The sequence below is a fragment of the Magnetospirillum sp. WYHS-4 genome (assembly GCA_039908345.1).
GTDB lineage: Bacteria > Pseudomonadota > Alphaproteobacteria > Rhodospirillales > GLO-3 > JAMOBD01.
On record JAMOBD010000042.1, the window covers coordinates 17686 to 39640 of the forward strand.

The following is a 21955-nucleotide window of genomic DNA, read 5'->3' on the forward strand; positions in this document are numbered from 1 at the left end:
CGTTTCGCCCCGAGATCATAGTGTCGTAGCGGATCATCCGCATGCTGGCTTCCCTCGGTTGTTCTTCCCTGCACTATGACATGCCGCGGCGTTCGCGGAAATCCCTCTATTCCGCCGACAATGCGTAGAAGAAAAAGAAAGGTGCCGAATTCCCCTATGGAGGGGAAGCCTTGGTATTTCCGGCGCTTCCCCAGGAACGGGCCGCGACATCAATAGGCGTCGGTGGCGTCCGCCGATTCCCCGTAGCTGCCGTGGTGCAGGAAGGCGCGGTGGGCTTCGGCGATCTGCTGTTCCTTGCCGACCATGGCCGGCGCATAGTTCTTGTCGTGGCCCATGATGTGCCGGACCAGCCATTGGGTGAGGAATGCCAGGACCTCATCGGTCAGCGCCTTGGCCGGTTCCCGCTTGAAATGCTCGGCGATGTTATGGACCTCGGTCCGCAGCTTCTCGTGCACCTTGCGGTGATCGTCCAGTCCGGCATAGCCGCAGGCCTCCATCATGGATTCCTCGCGGACGAAGTGGAAATCCACATATTCGTCCAGCGCCACCAGGACCTTGGCGATCTGGTCGTGGGGGCGCTTGGATTCCGCGGCGGCGACCACTTGGTTGATAAGGTCGATCAACATCTTGTGGTCGGCGTCGACGACGTGGACGCCGACGCTGAGATCGTCGGTCCAGGAGACGGCTGGCATGGTGGTCTAACTCCCCGGCAATGGTGAAATATCCAATCGAGGCCATACTAGCCCATCGTCAGGCAGTCTTGAAGAACCCGATCAGACGCGTGAGATGGCGGGCCTGTTCTTCCAGTGACCGGGCGGCGGCCGTGCTTTCCTCCACCAGGGCGGCGTTGCGCTGGGTCATCTCGTCCATGTTGTTGACCGCGGTGTCCACCTGGGCGATTCCGGAAGCCTGCTCGCGGCTGGCGGCGGCGATTTCCGCCACCAATTCCGCCACCTTCTTCACCGAGGCCACGATATCGCGCAGGGTGCCGCCGGCCTGCTTGACCAGGTCGGAGCCCACCTTGACCTCCTGGGTGCTGGCCAGGATCAGGCCCTTGATTTCCCGCGAGGCCGATGCCGAACGCTGCGCCAAGTCCCGGACTTCCTGGGCCACCACGGCGAAACCGCGGCCGGCGTCGCCGGCTCTGGCCGCCTCGACCGCGGCATTGAGGGCCAGCAGATTGGTTTGGAAGGCAATTTCGTCGATAAGGCTGACGATTTCCTCGATCTTGCGCGACGAGGACTCGATGCGCTCCATCGCCGCCACCGCCTGCAAGGCCACCTGGCCGCCGCCTTCCGCCGTCTGGCTGGCGGTGCTGGCGAGTTGGCTGGCGTGTTGGGCGTTGTCCGCATTGTGGCGAACGGTGGCCGAGATTTCCTCCATGGAAGCGGCCGTCTGTTCCAGGCTGGCGGCCTGTTGTTCGGTCCGTTCCGACAGATCCGAGCTGCCGGCGGCCACTTCGCCGGCCGCGTTGGCGATCTCGCCGGCCGAGCGCTCGATTTCGGTGACGGTACCGGACAAGGTGTCCGCCGTTCGGTTAAGGTCATCCTTCAGGCGTCCGAATAATCCGCCGTAGCTCTTTTCGATGCGGTGGGTGAGGTCGCCGCCGGCGACGGCGCCCAAGACGTCGGCCACGTCGCGGATGGCGGCTTCCGTCTGGCCGAGCAGTCCGTTGATGTCCTGGCAGAGCGTCAACAGGAAACCATCCTTGCCCGCCAGGTCGATGCGTTGTTGCAGATTGCCCTGGCTGGCCGCCTTGGCCACCCCGGCGACCTCGGCCACGATGGCGGTTTCCCGCGTCCTCTGTTCCTCCAGGGCCCTGCGGCGTTCTTCTTCGTGGCGGCGCTGCCTTTCCTCCAGGTCGCGCTTGGCGAGGGCATTGTCTTTGAAGACTTGCACGGCGGCTGCCATTTGGCCGATCTCGTCGCGGCGCTCCAGGCCCGGAATCTTCACAGAAACGTCGTCGGCGGCCAAGCCGGCCATGGAATCCTTGATGCTCGACAAAGCGCGGAACTGACGCCGCGCCAAAAGAATGCTTAGCGCGCCGACCGCCAGGATCACCACCGCGGCGTCGATGGCCAGGGTCCGGGTGAGACTGTCGAGAATCTGGAAGAATTCGCTCTGCTTGATGCCGACGAACAGGATGCCGACGATATTGCCGTCCGCGTCCAGGATCGGGTCGTAGCCCGTGTAGTACATATGGCCCAGGATGGCGTTCTTGCCGCGGTAGGGTTTCTTGTCGCGGAAAATGGCGTCGTGGGCGGGGCCGGCCGCCAGCTTGGTGCCGATGGCCCGCGAGCCGTCGTCCTTCTTGACGTTCGTGGTGACCCGGGTATCCCCCATGAAGATGGTGGCGACGCCGCCCATCAGGTCGCGGACCTTGTCCACCACTTCGTAGTCGCCGTTGATCTTGTGGTCGCCGACATAGAGGTTGCCGTCCTTGACGGCAAACCCGGTACCCTTGGCCTTCAGCATGGTCCAGGCGACTGCCATGCTGCTGTTCTGCTTTTCGATGGCTTGGCGTTCCATTTCGTCGCGCACGCCGATGAAGGCGAGGACCGTCAGCGACAGGCCGAGAACGAGAAGCCCGAGGATTGTTTGGATGCCGAACTTCGCGGCCAAGCCCATAACGGGAAGCCGCCGGGCATTGCGGGTAGGTCCCATACTTATTCTTCCCCATGTTCTCTTGTATCGAGCGGGGTAACCATATCCGCCGTATGGGCATCTGGCAACGTGGACCGGCCGACCCCTGAACAGGGGCTGTTCTCCGGGGCCGCGATGGGGTAGGGAAGGACGATGGACGACCGACTCGCCGCCCGGCTGGTGGACAGCCACTGCCATCTCGATTTTCCCGATTTCCAGGCCGACCTGGACGGGGTGATGGAACGCGCCCGCGCGGCCGGGGTCGGCTGCATGCTCACCATCGGCACTCATGTGACGCGGGCGTCTCAGGTGCTGGCCGTGGCCGAACGGTTTCCCAATATCTTCTGCACGCTGGGCATCCACCCCCACGAGGCGGCACGGGAGCCACGGGTGACGGTCGACGATCTGGCCCGGCTGGCGGATCATCCGCGGGTTGTCGGCCTGGGAGAGACGGGCCTCGACTATTACTACGATCATAGTCCGCGCGAGATCCAGCAGGAGCAGTTCCGCACCCACGTCCGGGCGGCCCGGACTTTGGGCCTGCCCCTGGCGATCCATACCCGTGACGCGGACGACGACATGGTCCGCATTCTGAGGGAGGAGGCGGAGCAGGGGGCCTTCGCCGGCCTGTTACACTGTTTCAGTTCCACGCGCGCGGTGGCCGAGACGGCCATCGAACTGGGGCTTTACGTCTCCCTTTCCGGGGTGGTGACTTTCAAGAATGCCGATGGTCTGCGCGCGATCGTCCGCGATTTGCCCCTGGACCGCCTACTTGTCGAAACGGATGCCCCTTACCTGGCGCCGGTGCCTCATCGCGGTAAGCGGAACGAACCGGCCTACGTGGCCCATACCGCCGCTCGGGTGGCGGAACTCAAGGGGATGGCTTACGAGGACTTCGTCCGGGCGACGACCGCCAACTTCTTTCGCCTGTTCCGCAAGGCCGCGGAGGCCCTGGCATGAGGGTCCGCGTCCTGGGCTGCGGCGGTTCGAGTGGTACGCCGGCCCTTGACTGGGGCTGGGGGCGGTGCGATCCGGATAATCCTCGGAACCGGAGGCTGCGGCCGTCGATCCTGGTGGAGGAGGGGGCAACCCGCATCCTGGTCGATACCTCGCCCGACCTGCGTCAGCAGCTTCTCGAGGCCCAGGTCGACGATCTGGATGCCGTGGTACTCACCCATTACCACGCCGACCATCTGCATGGCATCGACGACCTGCGGCCGATCAACCGGTTGAAGAACGGTCCGATCGACTTGTTCGGGGACCCGGCGACCCTGCAGCAGGTGCGGGAACGCTTCGGCTACGTTCTGGAGCCCTTGGCCGACGGGGCTGGGGTCTATTACAAGCCGACTTTGACCCCCCATGAAGTCCATGACCGGGAAGTTTTTCGGGTGGGGAGCATCGAGGTCTCGGCCTTCGTCCAGGACCATGGCTACTGTGAAAGCCTGGGGTTGCGCTTCGGGCCGGTCGCCTATTCGACCGACGTGGTCAACCTGCCGGACCATGCCTTCGCGATGCTGGATGGGATCAAGATTTGGATCGTCGGCGTGCTGGCCCGCGATCCTCATCCGACCCACGCACATCTTGCGAAGGCTCTCGACTGGATCGCCCGCGTGAAGCCGGAGCGGGCGTACCTGACTCATCTGAGCGGGTTGTTCGATTACGCCGCCTTGCTGGCCGAGTTGCCGTCGGGGGTGGAACCGGCCTTCGACGGCTTGATCATCGAATATCCATAACCAACTACCCATCAACGATGATCTTTGATTTTCCATAATATACATTCACCAAGCGCCTGCGTTCCGCCTCGCCGCTCCCGACCAAAATGCCGCGAGCCAAGATTTTTAGATTGATCTAAGTCAGGCCCGCTCGCGAGTCGTCAGGAAGCGGAGATCGGACCAGTCCTCGATGACACGCCGCAATTCCCAGATATTGCGGGCCAGGAACACCGGGGCGTCGTCGCGGTCTTCCGCCATGTTCCCGCCATGGCGCTCGATGAACCGCTTGACCAGCGCGGGGTCGTCACCGGATATCCAGCGCGCCGTCTCGAACGGGGCATCCTCGAAGCCGACGTCGATCTTGTATTCGGAGGCGATCCGCGACGTCAGCACGTCGAGCTGCAACGGACCGACGACGCCGACGATCCACTGCGCTCCCAACAGAGGCCGGAAAACCTGAGTGACCCCCTCCTCCGCCAGGTCCTCAAGGGCGCGCCGAAGCTGTTTCGCCTTGATGGGATCGTCCAGACGCACGCGGCGCAGGATCTCCGGGGCGAAGTTGGGAATCCCGGTAAAGCGGATGTTCTCGCCCTCGGTCAGCGTATCGCCCACGCGTAGGGTGCCATGGTTGGGGATGCCTATGATATCGCCTGGCAAGGCTTCCTCAGCCAGTTCCCGTTCCTGCGCAAAGAAGAAAATCGGATTCTGCACGGCGATCGTCTTGCCGGTTTGCGTCTGGCGCAGCTTCATGCCCCGGCGGAAACGGCCCGAACAAAGGCGGAAGAAAGCGACCCGGTCGCGATGGTTAGGGTCCATGTTGGCCTGGACCTTGAAAACGAACCCGGTGACATTGTTCTCGTCCGGCTCGACGTGGCGCGGTTCCGCGGGTTGAGGCTGGGGCGACGGCGCGACGGCGGCCAAGGTTCCCAGAAGTTCCCGGACGGCGTAGTCCTTGAGAGCGCTGCCGAAAAAGACCGGAGTCATGTGGCCGGCCCGATAAGACTCGGGATCGAGTTGCCCATAGGCGGACGACGCGAGCGCCGCGTTCTCGCGGAAGGTCGACAGGATGTAATCCGGCACTAGCCGGTCCAGCGCCGGGTCGTCGAGCCCCCGGCATCGGACATCTTGCCGGAACGCTCCTCCCCGACCGTCGTCCGAAGTCAGGAAAAGGTCTTCGCGCAGATCGAAGCAGCCGTGAAAATCGACACCCATGCCGACCGGCCAAGTCATTGGAATGGCATCGAGAGCCAGAGAGCTTTCGATCTCGTCCAGGATGGCGAAAGGGTCCCGGCTTTCCCGGTCGATCTTGTTGACGAAGGTGATGATCGGAATGTCGCGCAGACGGCAGACTTCGAAAAGCTTGCGCGTCTGGCTTTCGATTCCCTTGGCGGCATCGATAACCATGATCGCCGAATCGACGGCGGTCAGCGTGCGATAGGTATCCTCGCTGAAATCCTCGTGGCCCGGCGTATCCAGCAGATTGAAGACGATTCCGTCGCGCTCGAACGTCATTACGGAACTGGTTATCGAGATGCCCCGAGCGCGCTCGATCTCCATCCAGTCGGACTGGGTGCGGCGTCGTTCCCCGCGCGCCTTGACATGGCCCGCCATGCGGATCGCGCCGCCGAACAGCAGCAGCTTCTCCGTCAGGGTCGTCTTGCCCGCGTCCGGATGGGAAATGATGGCGAAGGTGCGCCGCCGACGCCAGGGCTGGGCTTCGTTCCGAAAATCAAGCGGCGCCTTCGAAAGGTTTGACGACACGTCGTCCCGTTCCTGGTTGGAGATTGTCATGCCCGGTCCGACACCTGGGCCGGCCATGGTTTCCACCGGGAATCGTCCGGGCGCAAGCCTTTTTGCTCCGGGATCGCTTTTTCATGACAGGAAGAGGTATAATTCCGGCGGCATCGGGGAACGTACATGGGGCGGGACACTGCGACGCAACACCAGGGGCGGCCCGGAAGCGGGATGCTGCCGGTTCTGGCGCTTGCCGGCTTTTTCTGGGGGGCGCCCCTGGCTGCCGGGACGCTTCCGGAAATCGAATACGCCTACCCCGACCAGTCCGTCTGGACCACCAAGGTCACTCCCCAGGGCGAGCCGGACAATCCCCTGCTTCGCTTGGCCGAGTCGTTGTTCGCCCAGGCCGGCATTCCCTGGCGCGGCCGCGCCTACCCGGCCGCCCGCATGTTCAACGCCCTGCAGGATGGAACGGCCCAGTTTTCCTTGCTGGTCAAGGCCCCTCGCCTTCAGGAATGCTGCCTGCTTAGCCGCGCCCCGGTGGTGGGTACGGAACTGAGGGCCTATCGCCGGGCCTCCGTACCTCCCATCGCGACCGAAGCCGATCTTGCCGGCAAGCGGATCATCGTCATCCGCGGCTACAGCTACGCCGGGTTGCGGGACTTCATCGCCGATTCCCGGAACGGCGTGGAGAGCCACGCCGCCGGCACCCACGAGGAAGCCTTCGCCATGCTGGAGCGCGGGCGGGCCGATTATCTGCTGGACTACGCGGGACCGGCCACCGAGGTCCTGGCCGCCCATCCGGTCGGGGATTTGCGGTATACGGTGTTGTCGCGTCTGGACGTCCATCTGGTTTTGGTCAAGACCTACCCCGACGCCCAAAAGGTGCTGGATCGCTTGGAAGCCATCGCCGCGGCCCTGGACAAGCGGGAGATCATCGGCCTTTCCCCCCGCCCTTAGGCGGCGGAAACGGAGGGCGATTCCGCCGCCGGGACGGTGAAATGGAAGACCGATCCCTTGTCCGGCTCCGATTCCACCCAGATTCGTCCGCCGTGGCGCTCGGCGATACGCTTGCAGATGGCCAATCCGATGCCGGTGCCCTCGTAGACGTCCTGGGTGTGAAGGCGCTTGAAGATCAGGAAGATGCGCTCGAAATACTCGGGCGCGATGCCGATGCCGTTGTCGGCCACCGATATCCGCCAATCCGCTCCTTGCCGTCGTGCCGAAAGGCGGACCTCCGGCACCCGATCGGGCGCCCGGTACTTGATCGCGTTGCCGATCAGGTTCTGCAGGAGCTGGGCGAATTGCCGCGGGGCAACCTGTACCCAGGGGAGACTTTGCTCGACGATCAGTCTGGCCCCCGACTCGCGGATGGCCGCATCCATGTCGAGGAGTACCGTCTCCAGTACCCCCATCCCATCGGTCGCCATGATCTCGCCGCCCTGGGAGGCGACGCGGGAAAACAGCAACAGATCGTGGATGAGCGCCGAGGCCCGCTTGGCGCTGCCGGTGGCGATTTCCAGGAATTCCCTGCCCTCCTCGTCAAGTCGGTCGCGGTACCGCCGGTCGATCAGTTGGACATAGTTGCTGACGTTGCGCAGCGGTTCCTGCAGATCGTGGGAGGCGATGTAGGCGAATTGCTCCAGTTCGGCGTTGGAACGGGTCAGGGACTCCTCGAGTGCCTTGCGGGCCGAGATGTCCTGGAGCACGGCGACGAAAAAGTCGGGACTGCCGTCCGCCTTGCGTTGGACCTGCACCGACATGATGGTATGGACCACTTGCCCGTCCTTGCGCAGGAACCGCTTTTCCATCGAATAGCCATCGATCTCGCCGGCCAGGATGCGCGCGAACTGGGCAACATCGGCGGCCAGATCGTCCGGATGGGTCAATTGGGCCCAGGTCAGTTCGGTCAGTTCGCTGCGCTCGTATCCCAGCATCCGGCACAGGTTCTCGTTGACCCGTACCCATCCCTTTTCCAGGGATGTCTCGGCCAGGCCCACCAGGCCGATCTCGAAATAGCTGCGGAAGCGTGCCTCGCTTTCCGCCCGATGCCGTTCGGCCCACTTCGCTTCCTCCGCCGATGCCTGTGCTTTCCGCAAGGCCGAAATGGCGAAAGCCAGGACCGTCGCCATGATGAGGCCGAACAGAAGGACGAGATCGTCGGCCGGAAGGGCCAGCGATGTCCCCCAGGCCCCGGTCCCCATCACGTGCAGCGCTTGCCAGAGCGCCAGGGCCAGGGTGGCTGCTCCGGACCAGACGACGGACGGCAGCCATGTCGGCGGTAGTTGGGAATTCCGGCACTCTTCCCGCCAGGCTGCTGCGGTCAGCCCGATCCCCAGAAGGATGAATCCGACGGAGGTATGCAAGGCCATCTGGGTAAGTCTTCCCCAGCCATAGGCGGTCGGCAGGCTCAAGGCATAGCCGGAAAGGGCGACCAAGCCGAGCCCCGACACGATGGCTCCTATGATGCCGAGGACTCCCCATCGTATGCCCAGGTGGCGGATGTTGCCGGCGATCAAGGCCAGTCCGGAGAGTGCGAAGCACAAGGCCGTATTGGGTGCCATGCGTCCGGGATGGGATGTCGCGACCGTGATGTCGTGGGTCATGAATATCTGGTCGATGCCGATTTCGGCGCCGGTTCCGTATTCGACGAGCGTCAGCAGGCCGAGGAGCCCACCACCCGCCCCGCCGCCGAGGGCAGCCCAGCCGTGGCGCCCCATGACCAGGGCCAGAAGCCCCGCCCCGCACAGCAGAAAGGCAAGCGCAGTGTTATACTGCATGGGAACCAGGGCGGGCGCCACCTGGACCAGAACCGGGATGCCGGCATGCCAGCCCACAAGCACGACAGCCCCCAGGGCAACGGCCGCCAGTCCGCCTCCGAGCGCCAAGAACTTCAATTTTCGACCCTGCATCATCAAGGTTCAGGTTAGCGCGTTTGAGCTTCAGTGACCATGGCATTCAAGTCCCATACGGGTTATTGATCGCCGCCGGAGGTATCCACCTTGAGCCGCAATATCGACCGTCTGATCGAGATCATGGCCCTGCTGCGCGATCCCGTCGGGGGCTGCCCTTGGGACGTGGAGCAGACTTTCGCCACCATCGCTCCCCATACCATCGAGGAAGCCTACGAGGTCGCCGACGCCATCGAGAAGGATGACATGGCGGCGCTGGAGGACGAGTTGGGCGATCTCCTTCTCCAGGTCGTCTTCCATGCCCGTATGGCCGAAGAGCGAGGCTTGTTCGGTTTCGATGTCGTGGCCGGGCGCATCGTCGACAAGCTGGTCCGCCGCCATCCCCACGTGTTCGGCGACGCGGTCGTGGAAAACTCGGCGGCTCAGACCGCGGCCTGGGAAGCCCTCAAGGCCCGCGAGAGGAAGGAAAAATCCACCCATGGCGCCCTGGAGGGAGTGGCGGCCGGGCTCCCTGCCCTCACCCGCGCCCTCAAACTGCAAAAGCGGGCGGCCAGAGTCGGCTTCGACTGGAACGACGCCACAGGAGTCATCGCCAAGCTGCGCGAGGAAATCGCGGAGGTCGAGGAGGAGATTCAGGGCGGCGGGTCCCCTGCCCGCCTGGATTCGGAAGTTGGCGACCTGTTGTTTTCCTGCGTTAACTTGGCCCGCAAGCTGGAAGTCGATCCGGAAGGTGCGCTCCGGCGAGCCAACCTGAAGTTCGAGACCCGGTTCGGACGCATGGAATCTCTGCTGGCCGAGGACGGCCTGGCCCTCGAAAGCGCGTCCCTGGACGACATGGATGCCCGCTGGGAACGGGCCAAGACCCAGGAAAAGGGTCCGGAATAGTCTACTAGTAGATAAAATCCGGCAGTGGGGGCTTGAACCTGCCCGCGCGGGCGGTAAGGATGGCGCGTCATGAAAAAGACACTGGCACGCCTGGGGATGATGGTCGTCGCGGTTCTCGCCTTGGGGAGCTGCTACTTCCCGGTCTATTTCGACGCCGAGATCGAACTCAGCCGGCAGGGGTACTACCGGATGATCTTCGACGGCTACTTGGCCGACATCTCGCTCTACCACGAACTCAAGGAAAAGAAGATCACGCCCGACGAGGAAAAGCGGAAGATCAAGCAGATCCGCACCGACTTCGAACGTGATCGGTCGACCAAGGAATTCAAGTATCACAAGGAAGGCGTCTTCAAAGTTCAGTGGGAAAAATCGGGTGACCTGCTGAAGGTCAAGGCGGTGACCTTCTTTCGGCGCAACGAGCCGGTCCTCATCCTCCGCTATTCCAAGGAAGACCGTGCCGTTTACTTGCAAACCACCCCCATTTCCAAGATCCAGCAGGAACAGTTGAAGAAGATGGGCCTGGGGATGGAAGGCGAAATCCGGGTCAAGACCGACGCCAAGGTCCTGGCCCACGACGCCAGCCAAGTGCGCAAGACGGACAATCCGGCCGAAAGGATGTACGTCTGGAAGATCCGCGACCTCGCCGACCGCGCCCACATGACCGTGGAAATGCGCTGACCGCCCCCCTCCCCCTCAGCGCAGGAGGCGAATCAGGCTGGAGGTGTCCAGGCGTCCGCCGCCCCAGGCCTGGACTTCCGCGTAGAACTGATCCACCAGGGCGGTGACCGGCAGGCGGGCGCCGTTGCGCCGGGCTTCCGCCAGGCAGATGCCCAGATCCTTCCGTATCCAGTCCACCGCGAACCCGAAGTCGAAGCGGTCCTCCAGCATGGTCGCCGCCCGGTTGTCCATCTGCCACGACTGGGCCGCCCCCTTGCCGATGGCATCGACGACCTTCGGTCCATCCAACCCCGCCTTTTCCGCGAAGGCCAAGGCCTCGGCCAGGGCCTGGACCAGGCCGGCGATGGCGATCTGATTGACCATCTTGGTCAACTGTCCGGCGCCCGGCCCGCCCATGTGGGCGACGGCGCGAGCGTAGGCGCGCATCACCGGTTCCGCCCCCGCGAAGGCCGCCTCGCCGCCGCCGGCCATCACCGTGAGGGTGCCCCTTTCCGCCCCCGTTTGGCCGCCCGAGACCGGAGCGTCCAGGAATGCCAGCCCTCGGCTGACGGCTTCGTCGCCCATCTCGCGGGCCAGATCGGCCGAGGTGGTGGTGTGGTCGACGAACACCGCCCCCGGCTTCATGCCGGCGAAGGCGCCGTCGGGGCCCAGGGCCACGGCGCGGACGTCGTCGTCGTTGCCGACGCAGGCGAAGACCAAGTCGGCTTCCGCCGCAGCTTGGCGGGGACTCGGGGCCCAAGCACCCGAATGGCGGCCTCGCCAGGATTCCACCTTTGCCGGACTGCGGTTGAACACGGTCACCCGATGGCCCGCCGTCGCCAAATGGCCGGCCATCGGAAAGCCCATCGTCCCCAGCCCGAGAAAGGCCACGTCAGCCATAGAAGTCTCCGTCCTATTCAGCCGGTTGTCAGGATTTCCTCACAAATCGCATTCCAGCATTCCCGGTCCGGGGCGCCCAACAGGGCGGCTTCCTGGATGCCGGCGCCGGGGTGGTAGGGACGGCCGTCGGCCACCAGGGCGGCATGGCCGCCGGCCTCCCGGTGCATGAGCACACCGGCCGCATGGTCCCAGGGCTTCAGCTTGCGGTCGTAATGGGCGAAATGAAGGGCGCCCCGCGCCATGTCCATCCAGTCGAGCCCTGTGCAGCCGACGCGCAGGATCTTGGCCGGCAGACGGGCACCGGAACGCTTGCGCAAGGCCTTGACCGCGCGAAACCCGAGGGAGCCAACCATTTCGCCCCAAGGGGCCGACGGGGCGGCGCGCAGGCGTTGGCCGTCGATCCAGGCCCCCTCGCCCGCCGCCGCCCAGGCCAGGCGGCCCACCACGGGTTCCAGAATCCAGCCCATCAGGGTCTCGCCGCCCCGGCAGAAGGCGACGATCACCGCGAAGCGCGGATCGGCGTGGGCGAAATTCAGGGTGCCGTCCACCGGATCGACCAGCCAGCAAGGCGCGTCGCCCGCCAATGCCGCCACCAGGGCGGGGGATTTCTCGCAGGCTTCCTCCCCCACCACGACGCTGCCCGGCACCAGGGCGCCCAGGGCTTCCGCGAGCCGGCGTTCGGCGATCACGTCGGCGGTGGTCACCAGGTCGTGGGGATGGCTTTTGATCGTCACTTCGTCGGGCCGCAGATGGCCGAAGCGGGGTAATATCTCCTCCGCCGCCACGGCCCGAACGATGTCGGCCACCAGGAAAGGATCGGGAATCATGGCGCCCTTATGCCACGATTCCCTCTTGTCCGTCAGGCGTAAATGTCGCGGTCCGCGTGGTAGGTAGTCCGGAAGATATCCAACAGTTCGGCAATCTCTGGATCGAAGGTGGCGCGCTGGACCAAGGCCTTGGTGGCGAAGGCGGCAAAAGCGACGGCTTCCGCCTTGCCGCGCAGTTCGAAGTCGCGGGCGATGTCGTCCAGGTAGCCGTGCACCAGCTTGCGGGCCGTCACGTTGAGCTGGGTCTTCACATAGCGGTGCTTGTCGCGCCATTTGCGCTGGCTGGCCGTTGTCGCCATGGATTCCCCTATCTACTAGTAGACCAATTCGTTAATCCATGGGCGAGCGAGGGTCAAGCATTTCGGTATCTGCGAATTATTCGTATTGAAAGATATGGGCTCCGTTCCAATATGCCGTTTGCCACCCAATGATAGCCAAGTCCAAGGAGCAGACGCCATGAACCTGAACGTGAGCATCGACAACGACGGTTTCCTCAGCAATCCCTCAGACTGGTCGGAGATCATCGCGCGCGAAATGGCGGCGGACGACGGTTTCGACATCAACGACGAACACTTGCGGCTCATCCATGAGGCGCGCGCCATGTACGAGCGCGACGGCGTCGTACCGCCGCTTCGGCGCTTCTGCAAGGACCTGGGCGTGACCAAGGACGCCCTCTATGGCCTATTCCTCACCGGCCCCATGAAGCTGATCTGCAAGTATGGCGGCCTGCCCAAGCCCACAGGCTGCACCTGACCCGGCCATTTGGCCTCGCCGTCCTCTTGTGGGAATTTGTCACAAAGAGCTAGAATGGCTTTGGGACAATTCCAAAGGCACGGAAAGGCGGGGTCTCATGTCCAGGGTGGCTGTGGCAGCAGGGGCCGTGGTGGCGCTGCTCGCCCTGGCGGGAAGCGGCATGGCGGAAACGCTCCCTTCGCGGACTTGCCTTTACGTTTCCTCCTATCACCCCGGCTACCATTGGAACGACGGGATCGAGCGGGGCCTGGAAAAGTCCCTGGCCGGCGTCTGCCGGCTGGAACGCTTCTACATGGACACCAACCGCAATCCGGCCCCCGAATTCTCCCAGGCCAAGGGAGCCGAGGCCAAGGCCCTGATCGAGGCGGCGAAGCCCGATCTGGTTGTCGCCTGCGACGACAACGCCTCCAAGGACCTGGTCAAGCCCTTCCTCAAGGACGCCCCGATTCCGGTGGTCTTTTGCGGCGTCAACTGGACGGTCGCCGAGTACGGCTACCCTTATGCCAATACCACCGGCATGATCGAGGTCGCCCCCAACAAGGAAGTCGTCCAGGAAGCGAAAGCCCTGCTCAAGGGGGCCAGTTCCTTCGCCTTCCTGGCCGCCGACGTGCCGACCCAGCATAAGGAAGTCGCCCGCCTGGACGTCATCGCCAAGCGCGAGTCCCTGGAAATGCAGGCCCTTCTGGTCAAGAGCTTCGCCGACTGGCAGGCCGCCTTCCGCCAGGCCCAGGAACGGGATTTCGTCGTCCTCGGCAATCCCGTCGGCATTCCCGACTGGAACGGCCCTCTGGCAAAGACCTTCGTGGCTGCGGAATCCCGCAAGCTGACCACCTCCTTCGGGATCTTCATGCGGCCCTATTCCGTCTTTTCCATGGTCAACGTTCCCGACGAGCAGGGCGAGTGGGCGGGCGAGGCGGCCAAGCTGATCCTGGACGGCCGCAAGCCCGCCGACATTCCCATCGTCGCCAACCGGCGCTGGGACCTGTTCTTCAATCCGGCCCTGGCGGCCAAGGCCGGCATCCACCTTCCCGACCATATCCTGCAGCGGGCGGTGAAGATTGACTGAAGAAAGAAAGACCGGTTTCTGGTATGCCGCAGCCGCCACCGCCGTGGCGGGCTTGGTGACGGCCGGTTTCCTCTTCGCCGCCCTGGCCTTCGTCCTCCAGGAAAGGCAAGCCGCCTTCCGCGCCGATGCCGGACACCACGAACGCACCATGGAAGGCCAGCTATTGCGCCTGCTGGACGCCATGGGCCAGGCGATGACCTTCCACCAGACGATCCCCCGCGGCGGCTCCGACGATTTTCGTCTCTTTTCCCGGCAGATCATGCGCCGCTTTCCGTTCGTCGGCGGGATGGCCTTCGCGGTTGCGCTCGAGGGGGCGGACCGGGCCGCCTACGAGGAAGGCCGTCGCGAGGAAGGCATGCCGACCTTCGCCATCCGCGATCGATCGGGCGAACGGTTTGCCGTCGCTTCCGGCCGGGAAAGCTACATGCCGCTCCAGTTCGCCGAACCCTTCGGACCCGATGTCGCGGTGCTGCTGGGCCTGGATCTTGCCCAAACCGAAGGTTTTCGCGAGGCCTTGCGGCTGGCGGCCACGGCGGGCAAGCCCATGCTGGTCCGCCTGCCCGGCCTCTTTTCCGAGTGGCACGAGTTCTGGATGATGCAGGCCGTCTACCGCGGCCGCGACCTGCCGGAGGCGGAAGCGGAACGGCTGGCCCGCTTGGGCGGGGTCCTGATGGTCCGGGTCGAGCCGGAAAAGGCCATCGCCCGCGAACTGGAACGCCTCGGCAACATCGAATTCACCCTGCTCGCCTTGTCGTCCGACGGCAAGCCGATGTCCATCGTCGCCCACCGCGACGCCCGCAAGGCCCATGAACGCGCGTCGCCCATGCGCATGCTGACCCAGGAGGATACGGTGGCCGTGGGCGGCGTCGACCTGCAGTTCCGCTTCCGGCGCGACCTGCGCTATGCCGACCTGATGGGACCGCCGGTCTGGCTGGCGCTGGGGGCGGCGGGGGTGGTATCCTTGTTTCTCGCCCTGCTGACCCGGGAACACCTGCGCCGCCGTCGGGCCTTTGCCGCCCTGGACGAGCATCGGGCCCAATTGGAAATCCTGGTCGAGCAGCGGACGGCGGAACTGAAGCGCCAGAACGAGCGCTTGGAAGAATCCGCCCGCTTCGACCGCGAGGCGCGCTCCCAGGTCGAGGCCGCGCAGAAGGAGTTGCAGGAAAGCAACCAGGAACTGCAGCAGTTCGCTTACGCGGTTTCCCACGATTTGCAGGAGCCCCTGCGCACCGTTACGAACTACATGCAGATGCTGGAACGTCGCTTTTCCGACACGTTGGGCGACGACGGCCGCGAATTCATCGGCTTCGCTGCGGACGCCAGCCGGCGCATGCAGTCCATGATCCGCGATCTGTTGGAATATTCGCGCATCCAGACCCGTGCCGGCGACCTGAGGCCCGTCGACCTGGACAAGGTCCTGGCGGAGGTGGAACGGAACCTGGGGATGTCCATCGACGAGGCCGGGGCCAAACTGACCGTCAACCGCCCTCTGCCCATCCTGGTGGCCGACGAGACCCAGTTGGTTCGCCTGTTCCAAAATCTGATCGGCAACGCCATCAAGTACCGGCCGACCGACCGGACGCCCGAGATCGAGGTTCGGGCCGAGCAGATGGGCCACGAGTGGCGGTTCTCGCTATCCGACAATGGTATCGGGATCGATCCCAAGTACTTCGGGCGCATTTTTGGCGTTTTCACTCGGTTGCATACTCGCGAGGAGTATCCGGGGACCGGGATCGGGCTCGCCCTGTGCAAGCGCATCGTCGAACGGCATGGCGGGAAAATTTCCGTGACATCGGAACCCGGCCGGGGGAGCACCTTCACCTTCACCTTGCAGTCAAATGCGTGAAGGCACCTCGCTCGAAACAGGCAAGAAGGCTATGATGGGCCGATGATACGGAGGTACTTGGCGTCGGCGCGGGAGAAACCCAGCGCAGCCGCGCTGTTGGCGGCTGTGCTCGGGCTTTCTTGGCCGGCACTTGGGGCCGAATCGCGCATGAGCCCCGACCAGTACCTGTTCGAGGCGGTGCGCCGGAACGATCTGGCGGCCGCCCAGGCGGCGATAAGGGCGGGAGCCCGCGTCGATACTTTGGACGAGTGGGGCCTGACGGCGGCCGATGTCGCCCTCGACAAGGGCTATTTCCCCATCGCCCGCTACCTGATGGACATGAAGGGAGACAGTGCGCCCGCCCGTCCGGTTCCACCACCGCCAGTTCCGGCGGTCGCAGCCGCTCCCCGCCCGTCGCCGTTTCCACCGACGCCTCCCGTATCCCCTCCTCCGATCGCCGTGGTGGAGCCGCCGCCGGTTCCCCTCCCGGCTGAAGCCGCCGTGACGGCGCCGTCTCCGCCGGTTCCTGTTCCGGTGGCACCTGGCGTCACGTTCCTGGACCGCCTGCAAGGCGAACTGCGGCGTGTTCTGAGCCTGGAGACATCAATTCCTCCCCCCTCTCCGGAATCGGCCGACGGGCCGCCGCGTCTCCCGCCCGCCAAGACAGAGATAGCTCGACACGATCATCCGCAACCGGAACCGGCGCCTGTGGCGAGGGAAGGCTGGGCGCCCAAGGAGCTTAAGATCGCCACCCCGTCCGTTCCGCCCCCGCCGCCAGATACTTCGACCAAGGCCGAGGAGGCGCCAAAAAGGGAGGAGCCGGAATCCGCCGTCGTCGCCGAGTCCCCCGCTCCGGAGGCGCGTCGAGACGGGTTCTTGGCGCGGCTGTCGTCGGAATTGCGGCGGGTGATGAAAATCGATCCGTCGGCCAGCGTGGCCTCTATCGATTTACCCGAAGCGAAGGAATCCTGGGCCCCTAAGGCCGTGATCGTGCCCCCCGCTCCGGTTATCGAGACGCCGGTTCAGGTGACGGCCCCTCCCCCTGTCCCGCCTTCCCCTTCTCCGCCGTCGCCCACTACGGGAGAAGAGCCGGCGGTAACAAGGCAGGAGCCGGCTCCGGGACTTTTGTCGCGCCTGTTCTCCGGGCTCAAGGAGTCCCGGGGTGGGGACAAGGCTCCGCCACCAGACTCCGAGGCCAAGGACGCATGGGCGCCTAGGACTGTGACGACTGAGCTCCCTTCCGAGCCTCCTCCCCAGCAGGTGGCCGCCCTCCCTCCCCCCACTTCCCCGTCTCCCGTGCCTACTCCGGCGGCGGAAGAGCCGGCGGCCAAGCCGGAACCGGGCCCCGGTCTGCTGTCGCGCCTGTTCAGCGGTCTCAAGGAGACTTTCGGCGGCGAAAAGGCGAAGCCTGCGACCGTTCCTGAATCCAAGCCTGCCCCGAAGCCGAAAAAGCGTTGGCTGCCCGTGGCCGAAGACCCCATCGCCACCGTCCCGCCGGAAGGGGGCGGGACGACGGGCTCTGGAAAGGTCCCGTCGGCTCTGACCAAGCTGGGCATTCCGGATATCGAGCAATACCTATCCGACGAGCCTTACCATCCGGGCGGGGTCGCCCAGACCGGGAGAGGGAAGCTTCCTCCCGCCTCCCAGGTGCCGCGTGACCCCTTCAGTCCCGGCATGCCGGTGGCGGGCGGTGTCCCCGGCCAACCCCCGGCCAGTGGCTTCGATCCACGTTTCGAACGGGGAGAGTCCCGGCGCGCCCCAGGGAACGGCGGCGGGTTAGCCGATGCCTTGGCTCCTTTGGAAGCGGGCGGCGGGACCGAGGCCGCCCCCCCCCAGGGTAGCGGCATCTTCGATCGCCTGAGCGAGTTCCTGAAGCCGCCCAGCCGCGAGCCTAACCGGAAAGCAGCCCCGCCTTCCGGCCTGTTCGAGGAAGCAGCCAAGGATTCGCCTTCCGAAAAGCCGGTTCAACTCGCCAAAGCCGCGTCCAAGGACAGGGAACCTGTCCCTCCTCCAGCCTTGCCGGCGGCTTCGGGAAGCATTATCGGATTGCCCTTCGTCCTTGCCGGGTCCTATAGCCTGGGCAAGGCTCTGCCGGACGGCATCCAGGTTTCGACCACGGCCTACGGTCAGGCCTGCCTGTCGAAGGAACGGGGAACCGTCGTCTTCTGCCTGGAGCCTCTGGCTTGGCCCACCGGCATGCAGGTCCATTTCGACGTCAACACAGTTCTTTACCAGGGATTCCAGACCATCGTCCGCTACGACGCGGGCAAGGCAACCGCCTTCCATACCCTGTTCCAGGCTGGTTCCTTCGAGGCGGTGGTGGCCCATTTCACCGAGCTTTACGGCCCGCCGACCGATGCCTGGATGCGCCGGATCGCACCCCTGGGGTCCCCCGGCCAGGATAACCCCTCCGTCTCCTGGCGCAGTCACGACGTGACCACGGGGCGGGTGTCATCCCTTGAAATCCGTGCTTTCGACGACTCTCGGGGCGGTTTTCCCGATATGAACCACGGCGTCGTGTTGTTGCGCGATTCCCAGGGCAAGCCGATCTTCCCGCGCCTGTCCAACCTGGACTTGATGGTGATGAAGCCGGCTCCTGCCAAGCCGGGACCGGCGATCAGTAGCGCCCCCGCAATCCCCGTGCAAAAAGGCGAATGAGACCAAGCGTTCCCCGTTGGGTCCGGTCCGGACGGGCCAGATAGGTCTCGGCCAAGGTGGCCGGCAGCAAAGCCGGCAAAGCGGCTTTCGGCGGACGTGGCGCCAGTCGGCGCGCCTCGGCGAGATGGCCTAGGGCGAGCGTCGTCTCCCAAGGAATTCGCCCCCGCCGCGCCAAGTCCACCAATCCCCAGGCGATGCCCACCCGATGGCCGGCCTCGGCCACCGGGCCGTCGCGGACCCCCAGGACTTGAAGGGCCAACAGCGTCAGTGTACCGGCCGTCGCCTGGGCCAAGCCTTCCGAATCGTCCGGCGGCCCGTCGGCCAAGTCGGCTTGATGACCATCCAGCAGGCGGTCGAACAGAGACCGCTCCAGGCCGTGGCGGGCGATGGTCTCGGCCAAGGCCTCTGCGGTCGGCTGGCGGGGCGGATGGCCGGCGAAGACGGATTCCACGGAATCCCGCCACCATTGCAACCGGATCTGCCGTAGCAGCGGTTCCCGCGCCCGGTGGCGGATCTGGAACAATTCGGCCCCCAGAGCCAGAAGGGCGAAGAGGCCTTCCCGCTCCACCGCCGGGGCGGCCAGGGCACAAAGAAAGCGGTCGTTGTCGAGGCGGCGGGCCAGGGCGCCGCAAGGGGACAGGGAAGCCATGGGCGAAAAGTGGGACGAGACCCTTTAAAACGCAAGCCGGAGGCCATACCTTTGGGGCGAGTTTATCGCATTCTTTTTTGCCAGGGAGAGCACATTATGGCTTTTGAACTTCCGCCCCTGCCCTATGCGGCCAATGCGCTGGAGCCGCACATCACGGCCAACACGCTGGGCTTCCATCACGGCAAGCATCACAACGCCTACGTCACCAACTTGAACAACCTGGCTAAGGACGGCCCGCTGGCCACCCAGAGCCTGGAAGACGTCTGCAAGGCGGTGGCCGGCGATGCCGCCAAGGCCGGAATCTTCAACAACGCCGCCCAGGTCTGGAACCATACCTTCTATTGGAACAGCATGAAGCCGAACGGCGGCGGCAAACCCTCGGGCGACTTGGCGGCGGCTATCGACCGCGACTTCGGCTCGCTCGACAAGTTCAAGGAGGAATTCAAGGCGGCCGCCGTCGGCCAGTTCGGCAGCGGATGGGCCTGGCTGGTCAAGGAAGGCGGCAAGCTCAAGGTGACCAAGACCGGCAACGCCGATACCCCTATCGTGCACGGCCAGACGCCCCTGCTCACCTGCGACGTCTGGGAACACGCCTATTACCTGGACTTCCAGAACCGCCGCCCCGACTACGTCCAGACCTTCCTGGACCATCTGGTCAACTGGGATTTCGCCGCGGCCAACTTCGCCAAGGGCTGAGTATCCGAGGACCGCAAAGGGAATGGAAGGCCCGGCCGTCGTGCCGGGCCTTCGTCTTTCAGGGGAACAGCGGCGCCTGTTCCAGGGCGGTGGTTTCGGCGAAGCCGCAGGCCAGGTTCATGTTCTGAACCGCCTGGCCCGACGCGCCCTTGACCAGGTTGTCGATGGCCGAAATGACGATGGCCCGGCCGGGCAGGCGGTCGTCGAAAACGCCCATGACGCAGTGATTGGACCCCCGCACGTGCCGGGTGGCCGGTAGCGCGCCTTCCGGCACCACGCGCACGAAGGGCTCGCCCGCGTAACGCGCCTGAAGTTCCGCCCGTAGCGTGGCTGCCGACGCGCCCTTGGCGAGTTTCACGTACATGGTCGACAGGATGCCCCGGTTCATCGGCATCAGATGCGGCGTGAAGGTGACCAGCACCGGCTTGCCGGCGGCGCGGCTGAGGCCCTGCTCGATCTCGGGGGCATGGCGGTGGCTGGCCACGCCGTAGGCATGGATGCCTTCTCCCACCTCGGCGTAGAGCGAGCCTTCCTTGGCCGCCCGGCCGGCGCCGCTGACCCCCGACTTGGAATCGATGACGATGTCGCGGGTCTCGATCAGCCCGGCCTCGATCAGGGGCACCAGGGGCAATTGGGCCGAAGTCGGATAGCAGCCAGGGCAGGCGATCAGGCGCGACTTGCGGATGGCATCCCGGTACAGCTCGCTTAGGCCGTAGACCGCCTGCTTCTGCAGCTTGGGCGCCCGGTGTTCGTGGCCGTACCATTCGGCATAGACCTTGACGTCGTCGAGCCGGAAATCGGCCGACAGGTCGATCACCGTCAGGTGTTCGGGCAGCTTGGAGATCACCTCTTGCGTCGTGCCGTGCGGCAGGCAGCAGAAGGCCACGTCGTGGGCGGCCCAGTCCACCTGCTCCAGGTTCACCAGGTCGGGAAGGCGGGCGCCCGCCAGATGCGGGAACACGGCGCCCATGCTCTGGCCGGCCTTGCGGTCGCCAGTCAGGGTCGTCATCTCCACGCCGGGATGGCCGAGCAGCAGGCGCACCAACTCGGCGCCCGTGTAGCCGCTGGCTCCAATGATGGCGACGCGCCGCCGGGTGCTGTTCCGCTTGGCCATGGTCCGCTCCTGGAAATAAGGGTGGTGCCCTTGTAGCAGAAAGTTCCCCCGGTTCGGAAGTCTCTACCCCCCGCGGCCCAACAGGCGGAAAGCAATGCGGAAGCCCTCCAGGTAGGTGGCGTTCTGCACCACCAAGTCCGCATAGGAGCGATCGACGTCTGCGGTGAAGTGCATGAACCAGCAGTTCGACCATCCCGCATTCACCGCCATGGCGACCAGCAGCGGATTACGGCGAGATTCTTCCAACATCAGGAAGGGATAGTGTTCCACCATGAGGTGATACCAAGCCGTGTTGAAGCGGCTGTCCAGGCCTTGGGCCAGGCCGCTATTGAAGATGGCATGGCTGAGGCAGGCCTCTTCCTTGGCGGTGAAGGGATTTTCCTCGTAGCTGTCATAGACGTGGCGCAGCAGCGCCGCATGGCGTTCCGGTTTCAGCACCAGGACTCCGGTATTGGCGTAATCGTCCACCTCCCCCGACAGGCCGGCCTTCAGGTAGCGTTCGCGGCAGTCCTTGGGTAGGTCCGGCCGTCTCGACTCGGGAACCAAGTCGGTGCGCCGCGCCAGCAGGTTGTCGCGGATGGCGGGCGAGCCATAGTCCTGTTCGCGGCTGCTCACCAACCCGATCCGCCCCGGTTCGGTGGCCGAGACGATGCAGGGCGCCGTATGGTGGTTGATCATGATGTCGGCATCCAGCCATACGACATCGTCGTAGCGTCGGACCCGCTCGTCTTCCAGGATCAGGCATTTTTGCCAATGGGGGGTGCGTTCGCGGCCGCGCGGGCCCTTGTCGATGTAGTCGTCGACCGTCACGACGTCGTAGCCATGGCGAGCGGCGTAGGCTTGCCAAGAAGGCGCCATGCGCCGCTTCCACAGGGCCTGGAAGTCTTCTCCGATGAGGATGGTGGCCAGTGCCTTCGACATGCC

The 21955-nt window shown here is 64.8% G+C and carries 19 protein-coding genes and 2 pseudogenes; 10 read left to right on the plus strand and 11 right to left on the minus strand.

All coding sequences use genetic code 11. The annotated features are described in order from the left end of the window. Positions 1-209: 209 nt before the first annotated feature. The 3 genes and pseudogenes from H7841_12320 to H7841_12330 form a co-directional block, all read right to left on the minus strand. Positions 210-692, minus strand: coding sequence for a bacteriohemerythrin (locus H7841_12320; protein MEO5337663.1), 483 nt, complete (start codon positions 690-692; stop codon positions 210-212). 100 nt (positions 693-792) lie between these two features. Continuing rightward, positions 793-1467, minus strand: a pseudogene (locus H7841_12325) (methyl-accepting chemotaxis protein). A 111-nt stretch (positions 1468-1578) separates the two neighbouring features. Continuing rightward, a pseudogene (locus H7841_12330) lies at positions 1579-2475 on the minus strand (cache domain-containing protein). A 321-nt stretch (positions 2476-2796) separates the two neighbouring features. Here H7841_12330 and H7841_12335 point away from each other — a divergent pair. Next, a complete protein-coding gene (locus H7841_12335) occupies positions 2797-3603 on the plus strand; it encodes a TatD family hydrolase (protein ID MEO5337664.1) in 807 nt (268 codons plus the stop codon). Continuing rightward, complete coding sequence (locus H7841_12340; GenBank protein MEO5337665.1) at positions 3600-4376, plus strand: MBL fold metallo-hydrolase; 777 nt, start codon at positions 3600-3602, stop codon at positions 4374-4376. Before H7841_12335 ends, H7841_12340 begins: the two co-directional genes overlap by 4 nt. Positions 4377-4496: 120 nt before the next feature. On the opposite strand, the gene H7841_12345 is transcribed toward H7841_12340, so the two are convergent. Then, entirely contained in the window at positions 4497-6146 is a 1650-nt protein-coding gene (locus H7841_12345) for a peptide chain release factor 3 (GenBank protein MEO5337666.1), read from the minus strand. Between the two features lie 174 nt (positions 6147-6320). On the opposite strand from H7841_12345, the gene H7841_12350 reads away from it, so the two are divergent. Beyond that, positions 6321-7049 (plus strand): transporter substrate-binding domain-containing protein, encoded by a 729-nt coding sequence (locus tag H7841_12350; GenBank protein MEO5337667.1) that lies wholly within the window; start codon positions 6321-6323, stop codon positions 7047-7049. Here the strand turns inward: H7841_12350 and H7841_12355 are convergent. Next, complete coding sequence (locus H7841_12355) at positions 7046-8986, minus strand: ATP-binding protein (protein ID MEO5337668.1); 1941 nt, start codon at positions 8984-8986, stop codon at positions 7046-7048. The two genes, H7841_12350 and H7841_12355, sit on opposite strands and share 4 nt — an antisense overlap. 105 nt (positions 8987-9091) lie before the next feature. On the opposite strand from H7841_12355, the gene mazG reads away from it, so the two are divergent. Beyond that, the gene (gene mazG, locus H7841_12360) at positions 9092-9886 is read left to right on the plus strand and encodes a nucleoside triphosphate pyrophosphohydrolase (protein ID MEO5337669.1); all 795 of its coding nucleotides are present in this window, start codon (positions 9092-9094) and stop codon (positions 9884-9886) included. 69 nt (positions 9887-9955) lie between these two features. Continuing rightward, positions 9956-10564 carry a hypothetical protein gene (locus H7841_12365; GenBank protein MEO5337670.1) on the plus strand — a complete coding sequence of 203 codons (609 nt, stop codon included), beginning with the start codon at positions 9956-9958 and terminating at the stop codon, positions 10562-10564. 15 nt (positions 10565-10579) lie between these two features. Here the strand turns inward: H7841_12365 and H7841_12370 are convergent, their stop codons facing one another. The 3 genes from H7841_12370 to H7841_12380 are packed head-to-tail and all read right to left on the minus strand — an operon-like array spanning position 10580 to position 12569. After that, a complete protein-coding gene (locus tag H7841_12370) occupies positions 10580-11443 on the minus strand; it encodes an NAD(P)-dependent oxidoreductase (GenBank protein MEO5337671.1) in 864 nt (287 codons plus the stop codon). Positions 11444-11460: 17 nt separating this feature from the next. Then, positions 11461-12270 (minus strand): inositol monophosphatase, encoded by an 810-nt coding sequence (locus tag H7841_12375; GenBank protein ID MEO5337672.1) that lies wholly within the window; start codon positions 12268-12270, stop codon positions 11461-11463. Between the two features lie 32 nt (positions 12271-12302). Continuing rightward, a complete protein-coding gene (locus H7841_12380) occupies positions 12303-12569 on the minus strand; it encodes a hypothetical protein (GenBank protein ID MEO5337673.1) in 267 nt (88 codons plus the stop codon). 157 nt (positions 12570-12726) lie between these two features. Here H7841_12380 and H7841_12385 point away from each other — a divergent pair, with 157 nt between their 5' ends. The 4 genes from H7841_12385 (at position 12727) to H7841_12400 (ending at position 18572) form a co-directional block, all read left to right on the plus strand. Then, positions 12727-13023 (plus strand): TusE/DsrC/DsvC family sulfur relay protein, encoded by a 297-nt coding sequence (locus H7841_12385; GenBank protein MEO5337674.1) that lies wholly within the window; start codon positions 12727-12729, stop codon positions 13021-13023. Positions 13024-13120: 97 nt separating this feature from the next. After that, positions 13121-14089 (plus strand): hypothetical protein, encoded by a 969-nt coding sequence (locus H7841_12390; protein ID MEO5337675.1) that lies wholly within the window; start codon positions 13121-13123, stop codon positions 14087-14089. After that, entirely contained in the window at positions 14082-15935 is a 1854-nt protein-coding gene (locus H7841_12395) for an ATP-binding protein (protein MEO5337676.1), read from the plus strand. The genes H7841_12390 and H7841_12395 overlap by 8 nt, the downstream gene beginning before the upstream one ends. A gap of 147 nt (positions 15936-16082) precedes the next feature. Next, positions 16083-18572 carry a hypothetical protein gene (locus tag H7841_12400; GenBank protein MEO5337677.1) on the plus strand — a complete coding sequence of 830 codons (2490 nt, stop codon included), beginning with the start codon at positions 16083-16085 and terminating at the stop codon, positions 18570-18572. On the opposite strand, the gene H7841_12405 is transcribed toward H7841_12400, so the two are convergent. After that, complete coding sequence (locus H7841_12405; protein MEO5337678.1) at positions 18532-19221, minus strand: squalene/phytoene synthase family protein; 690 nt, start codon at positions 19219-19221, stop codon at positions 18532-18534. The genes H7841_12400 and H7841_12405 overlap by 41 nt on opposite strands. A 96-nt stretch (positions 19222-19317) precedes the next feature. Between H7841_12405 and H7841_12410 the strand changes: the two genes are divergently transcribed. Beyond that, entirely contained in the window at positions 19318-19917 is a 600-nt protein-coding gene (locus H7841_12410; protein MEO5337679.1) for a superoxide dismutase, read from the plus strand. A gap of 58 nt (positions 19918-19975) precedes the next feature. Here the strand turns inward: H7841_12410 and argC are convergent, their stop codons facing one another. After that, complete coding sequence (gene argC, locus H7841_12415) at positions 19976-21031, minus strand: N-acetyl-gamma-glutamyl-phosphate reductase (protein MEO5337680.1); 1056 nt, start codon at positions 21029-21031, stop codon at positions 19976-19978. A gap of 63 nt (positions 21032-21094) precedes the next feature. Further along, positions 21095-21952, minus strand: coding sequence for a hypothetical protein (locus H7841_12420; GenBank protein MEO5337681.1), 858 nt, complete (start codon positions 21950-21952; stop codon positions 21095-21097). Positions 21953-21955 lie beyond the last annotated feature (3 nt).

What these genes read in the sequence shown, in the direction of transcription:
- H7841_12320 (MEO5337663.1), bottom strand. Translation starts at nt 692, where the DNA reads ATGCCAGCCGTCTCCTGGACCGACGATCTCAGCGTCGGCGTCCACGTC.
- H7841_12335 (MEO5337664.1), top strand. Translation starts at nt 2,797, where the DNA reads ATGGACGACCGACTCGCCGCCCGGCTGGTGGACAGCCACTGCCATCTC.
- H7841_12340 (MEO5337665.1), top strand. Translation starts at nt 3,600, where the DNA reads ATGAGGGTCCGCGTCCTGGGCTGCGGCGGTTCGAGTGGTACGCCGGCC.
- H7841_12345 (MEO5337666.1), bottom strand. Translation starts at nt 6,146, where the DNA reads ATGACAATCTCCAACCAGGAACGGGACGACGTGTCGTCAAACCTTTCG.
- H7841_12350 (MEO5337667.1), top strand. Translation starts at nt 6,321, where the DNA reads ATGCTGCCGGTTCTGGCGCTTGCCGGCTTTTTCTGGGGGGCGCCCCTG.
- H7841_12365 (MEO5337670.1), top strand. Translation starts at nt 9,956, where the DNA reads ATGAAAAAGACACTGGCACGCCTGGGGATGATGGTCGTCGCGGTTCTC.
- H7841_12370 (MEO5337671.1), bottom strand. Translation starts at nt 11,443, where the DNA reads ATGGCTGACGTGGCCTTTCTCGGGCTGGGGACGATGGGCTTTCCGATG.
- H7841_12375 (MEO5337672.1), bottom strand. Translation starts at nt 12,270, where the DNA reads ATGATTCCCGATCCTTTCCTGGTGGCCGACATCGTTCGGGCCGTGGCG.
- H7841_12380 (MEO5337673.1), bottom strand. Translation starts at nt 12,569, where the DNA reads ATGGCGACAACGGCCAGCCAGCGCAAATGGCGCGACAAGCACCGCTAT.
- H7841_12385 (MEO5337674.1), top strand. Translation starts at nt 12,727, where the DNA reads ATGAACCTGAACGTGAGCATCGACAACGACGGTTTCCTCAGCAATCCC.
- H7841_12390 (MEO5337675.1), top strand. Translation starts at nt 13,121, where the DNA reads ATGTCCAGGGTGGCTGTGGCAGCAGGGGCCGTGGTGGCGCTGCTCGCC.
- H7841_12400 (MEO5337677.1), top strand. Translation starts at nt 16,083, where the DNA reads ATGAGCCCCGACCAGTACCTGTTCGAGGCGGTGCGCCGGAACGATCTG.
- H7841_12405 (MEO5337678.1), bottom strand. Translation starts at nt 19,221, where the DNA reads ATGGCTTCCCTGTCCCCTTGCGGCGCCCTGGCCCGCCGCCTCGACAAC.
- H7841_12410 (MEO5337679.1), top strand. Translation starts at nt 19,318, where the DNA reads ATGGCTTTTGAACTTCCGCCCCTGCCCTATGCGGCCAATGCGCTGGAG.
- argC (MEO5337680.1), bottom strand. Translation starts at nt 21,031, where the DNA reads ATGGCCAAGCGGAACAGCACCCGGCGGCGCGTCGCCATCATTGGAGCC.
- H7841_12420 (MEO5337681.1), bottom strand. Translation starts at nt 21,952, where the DNA reads ATGTCGAAGGCACTGGCCACCATCCTCATCGGAGAAGACTTCCAGGCC.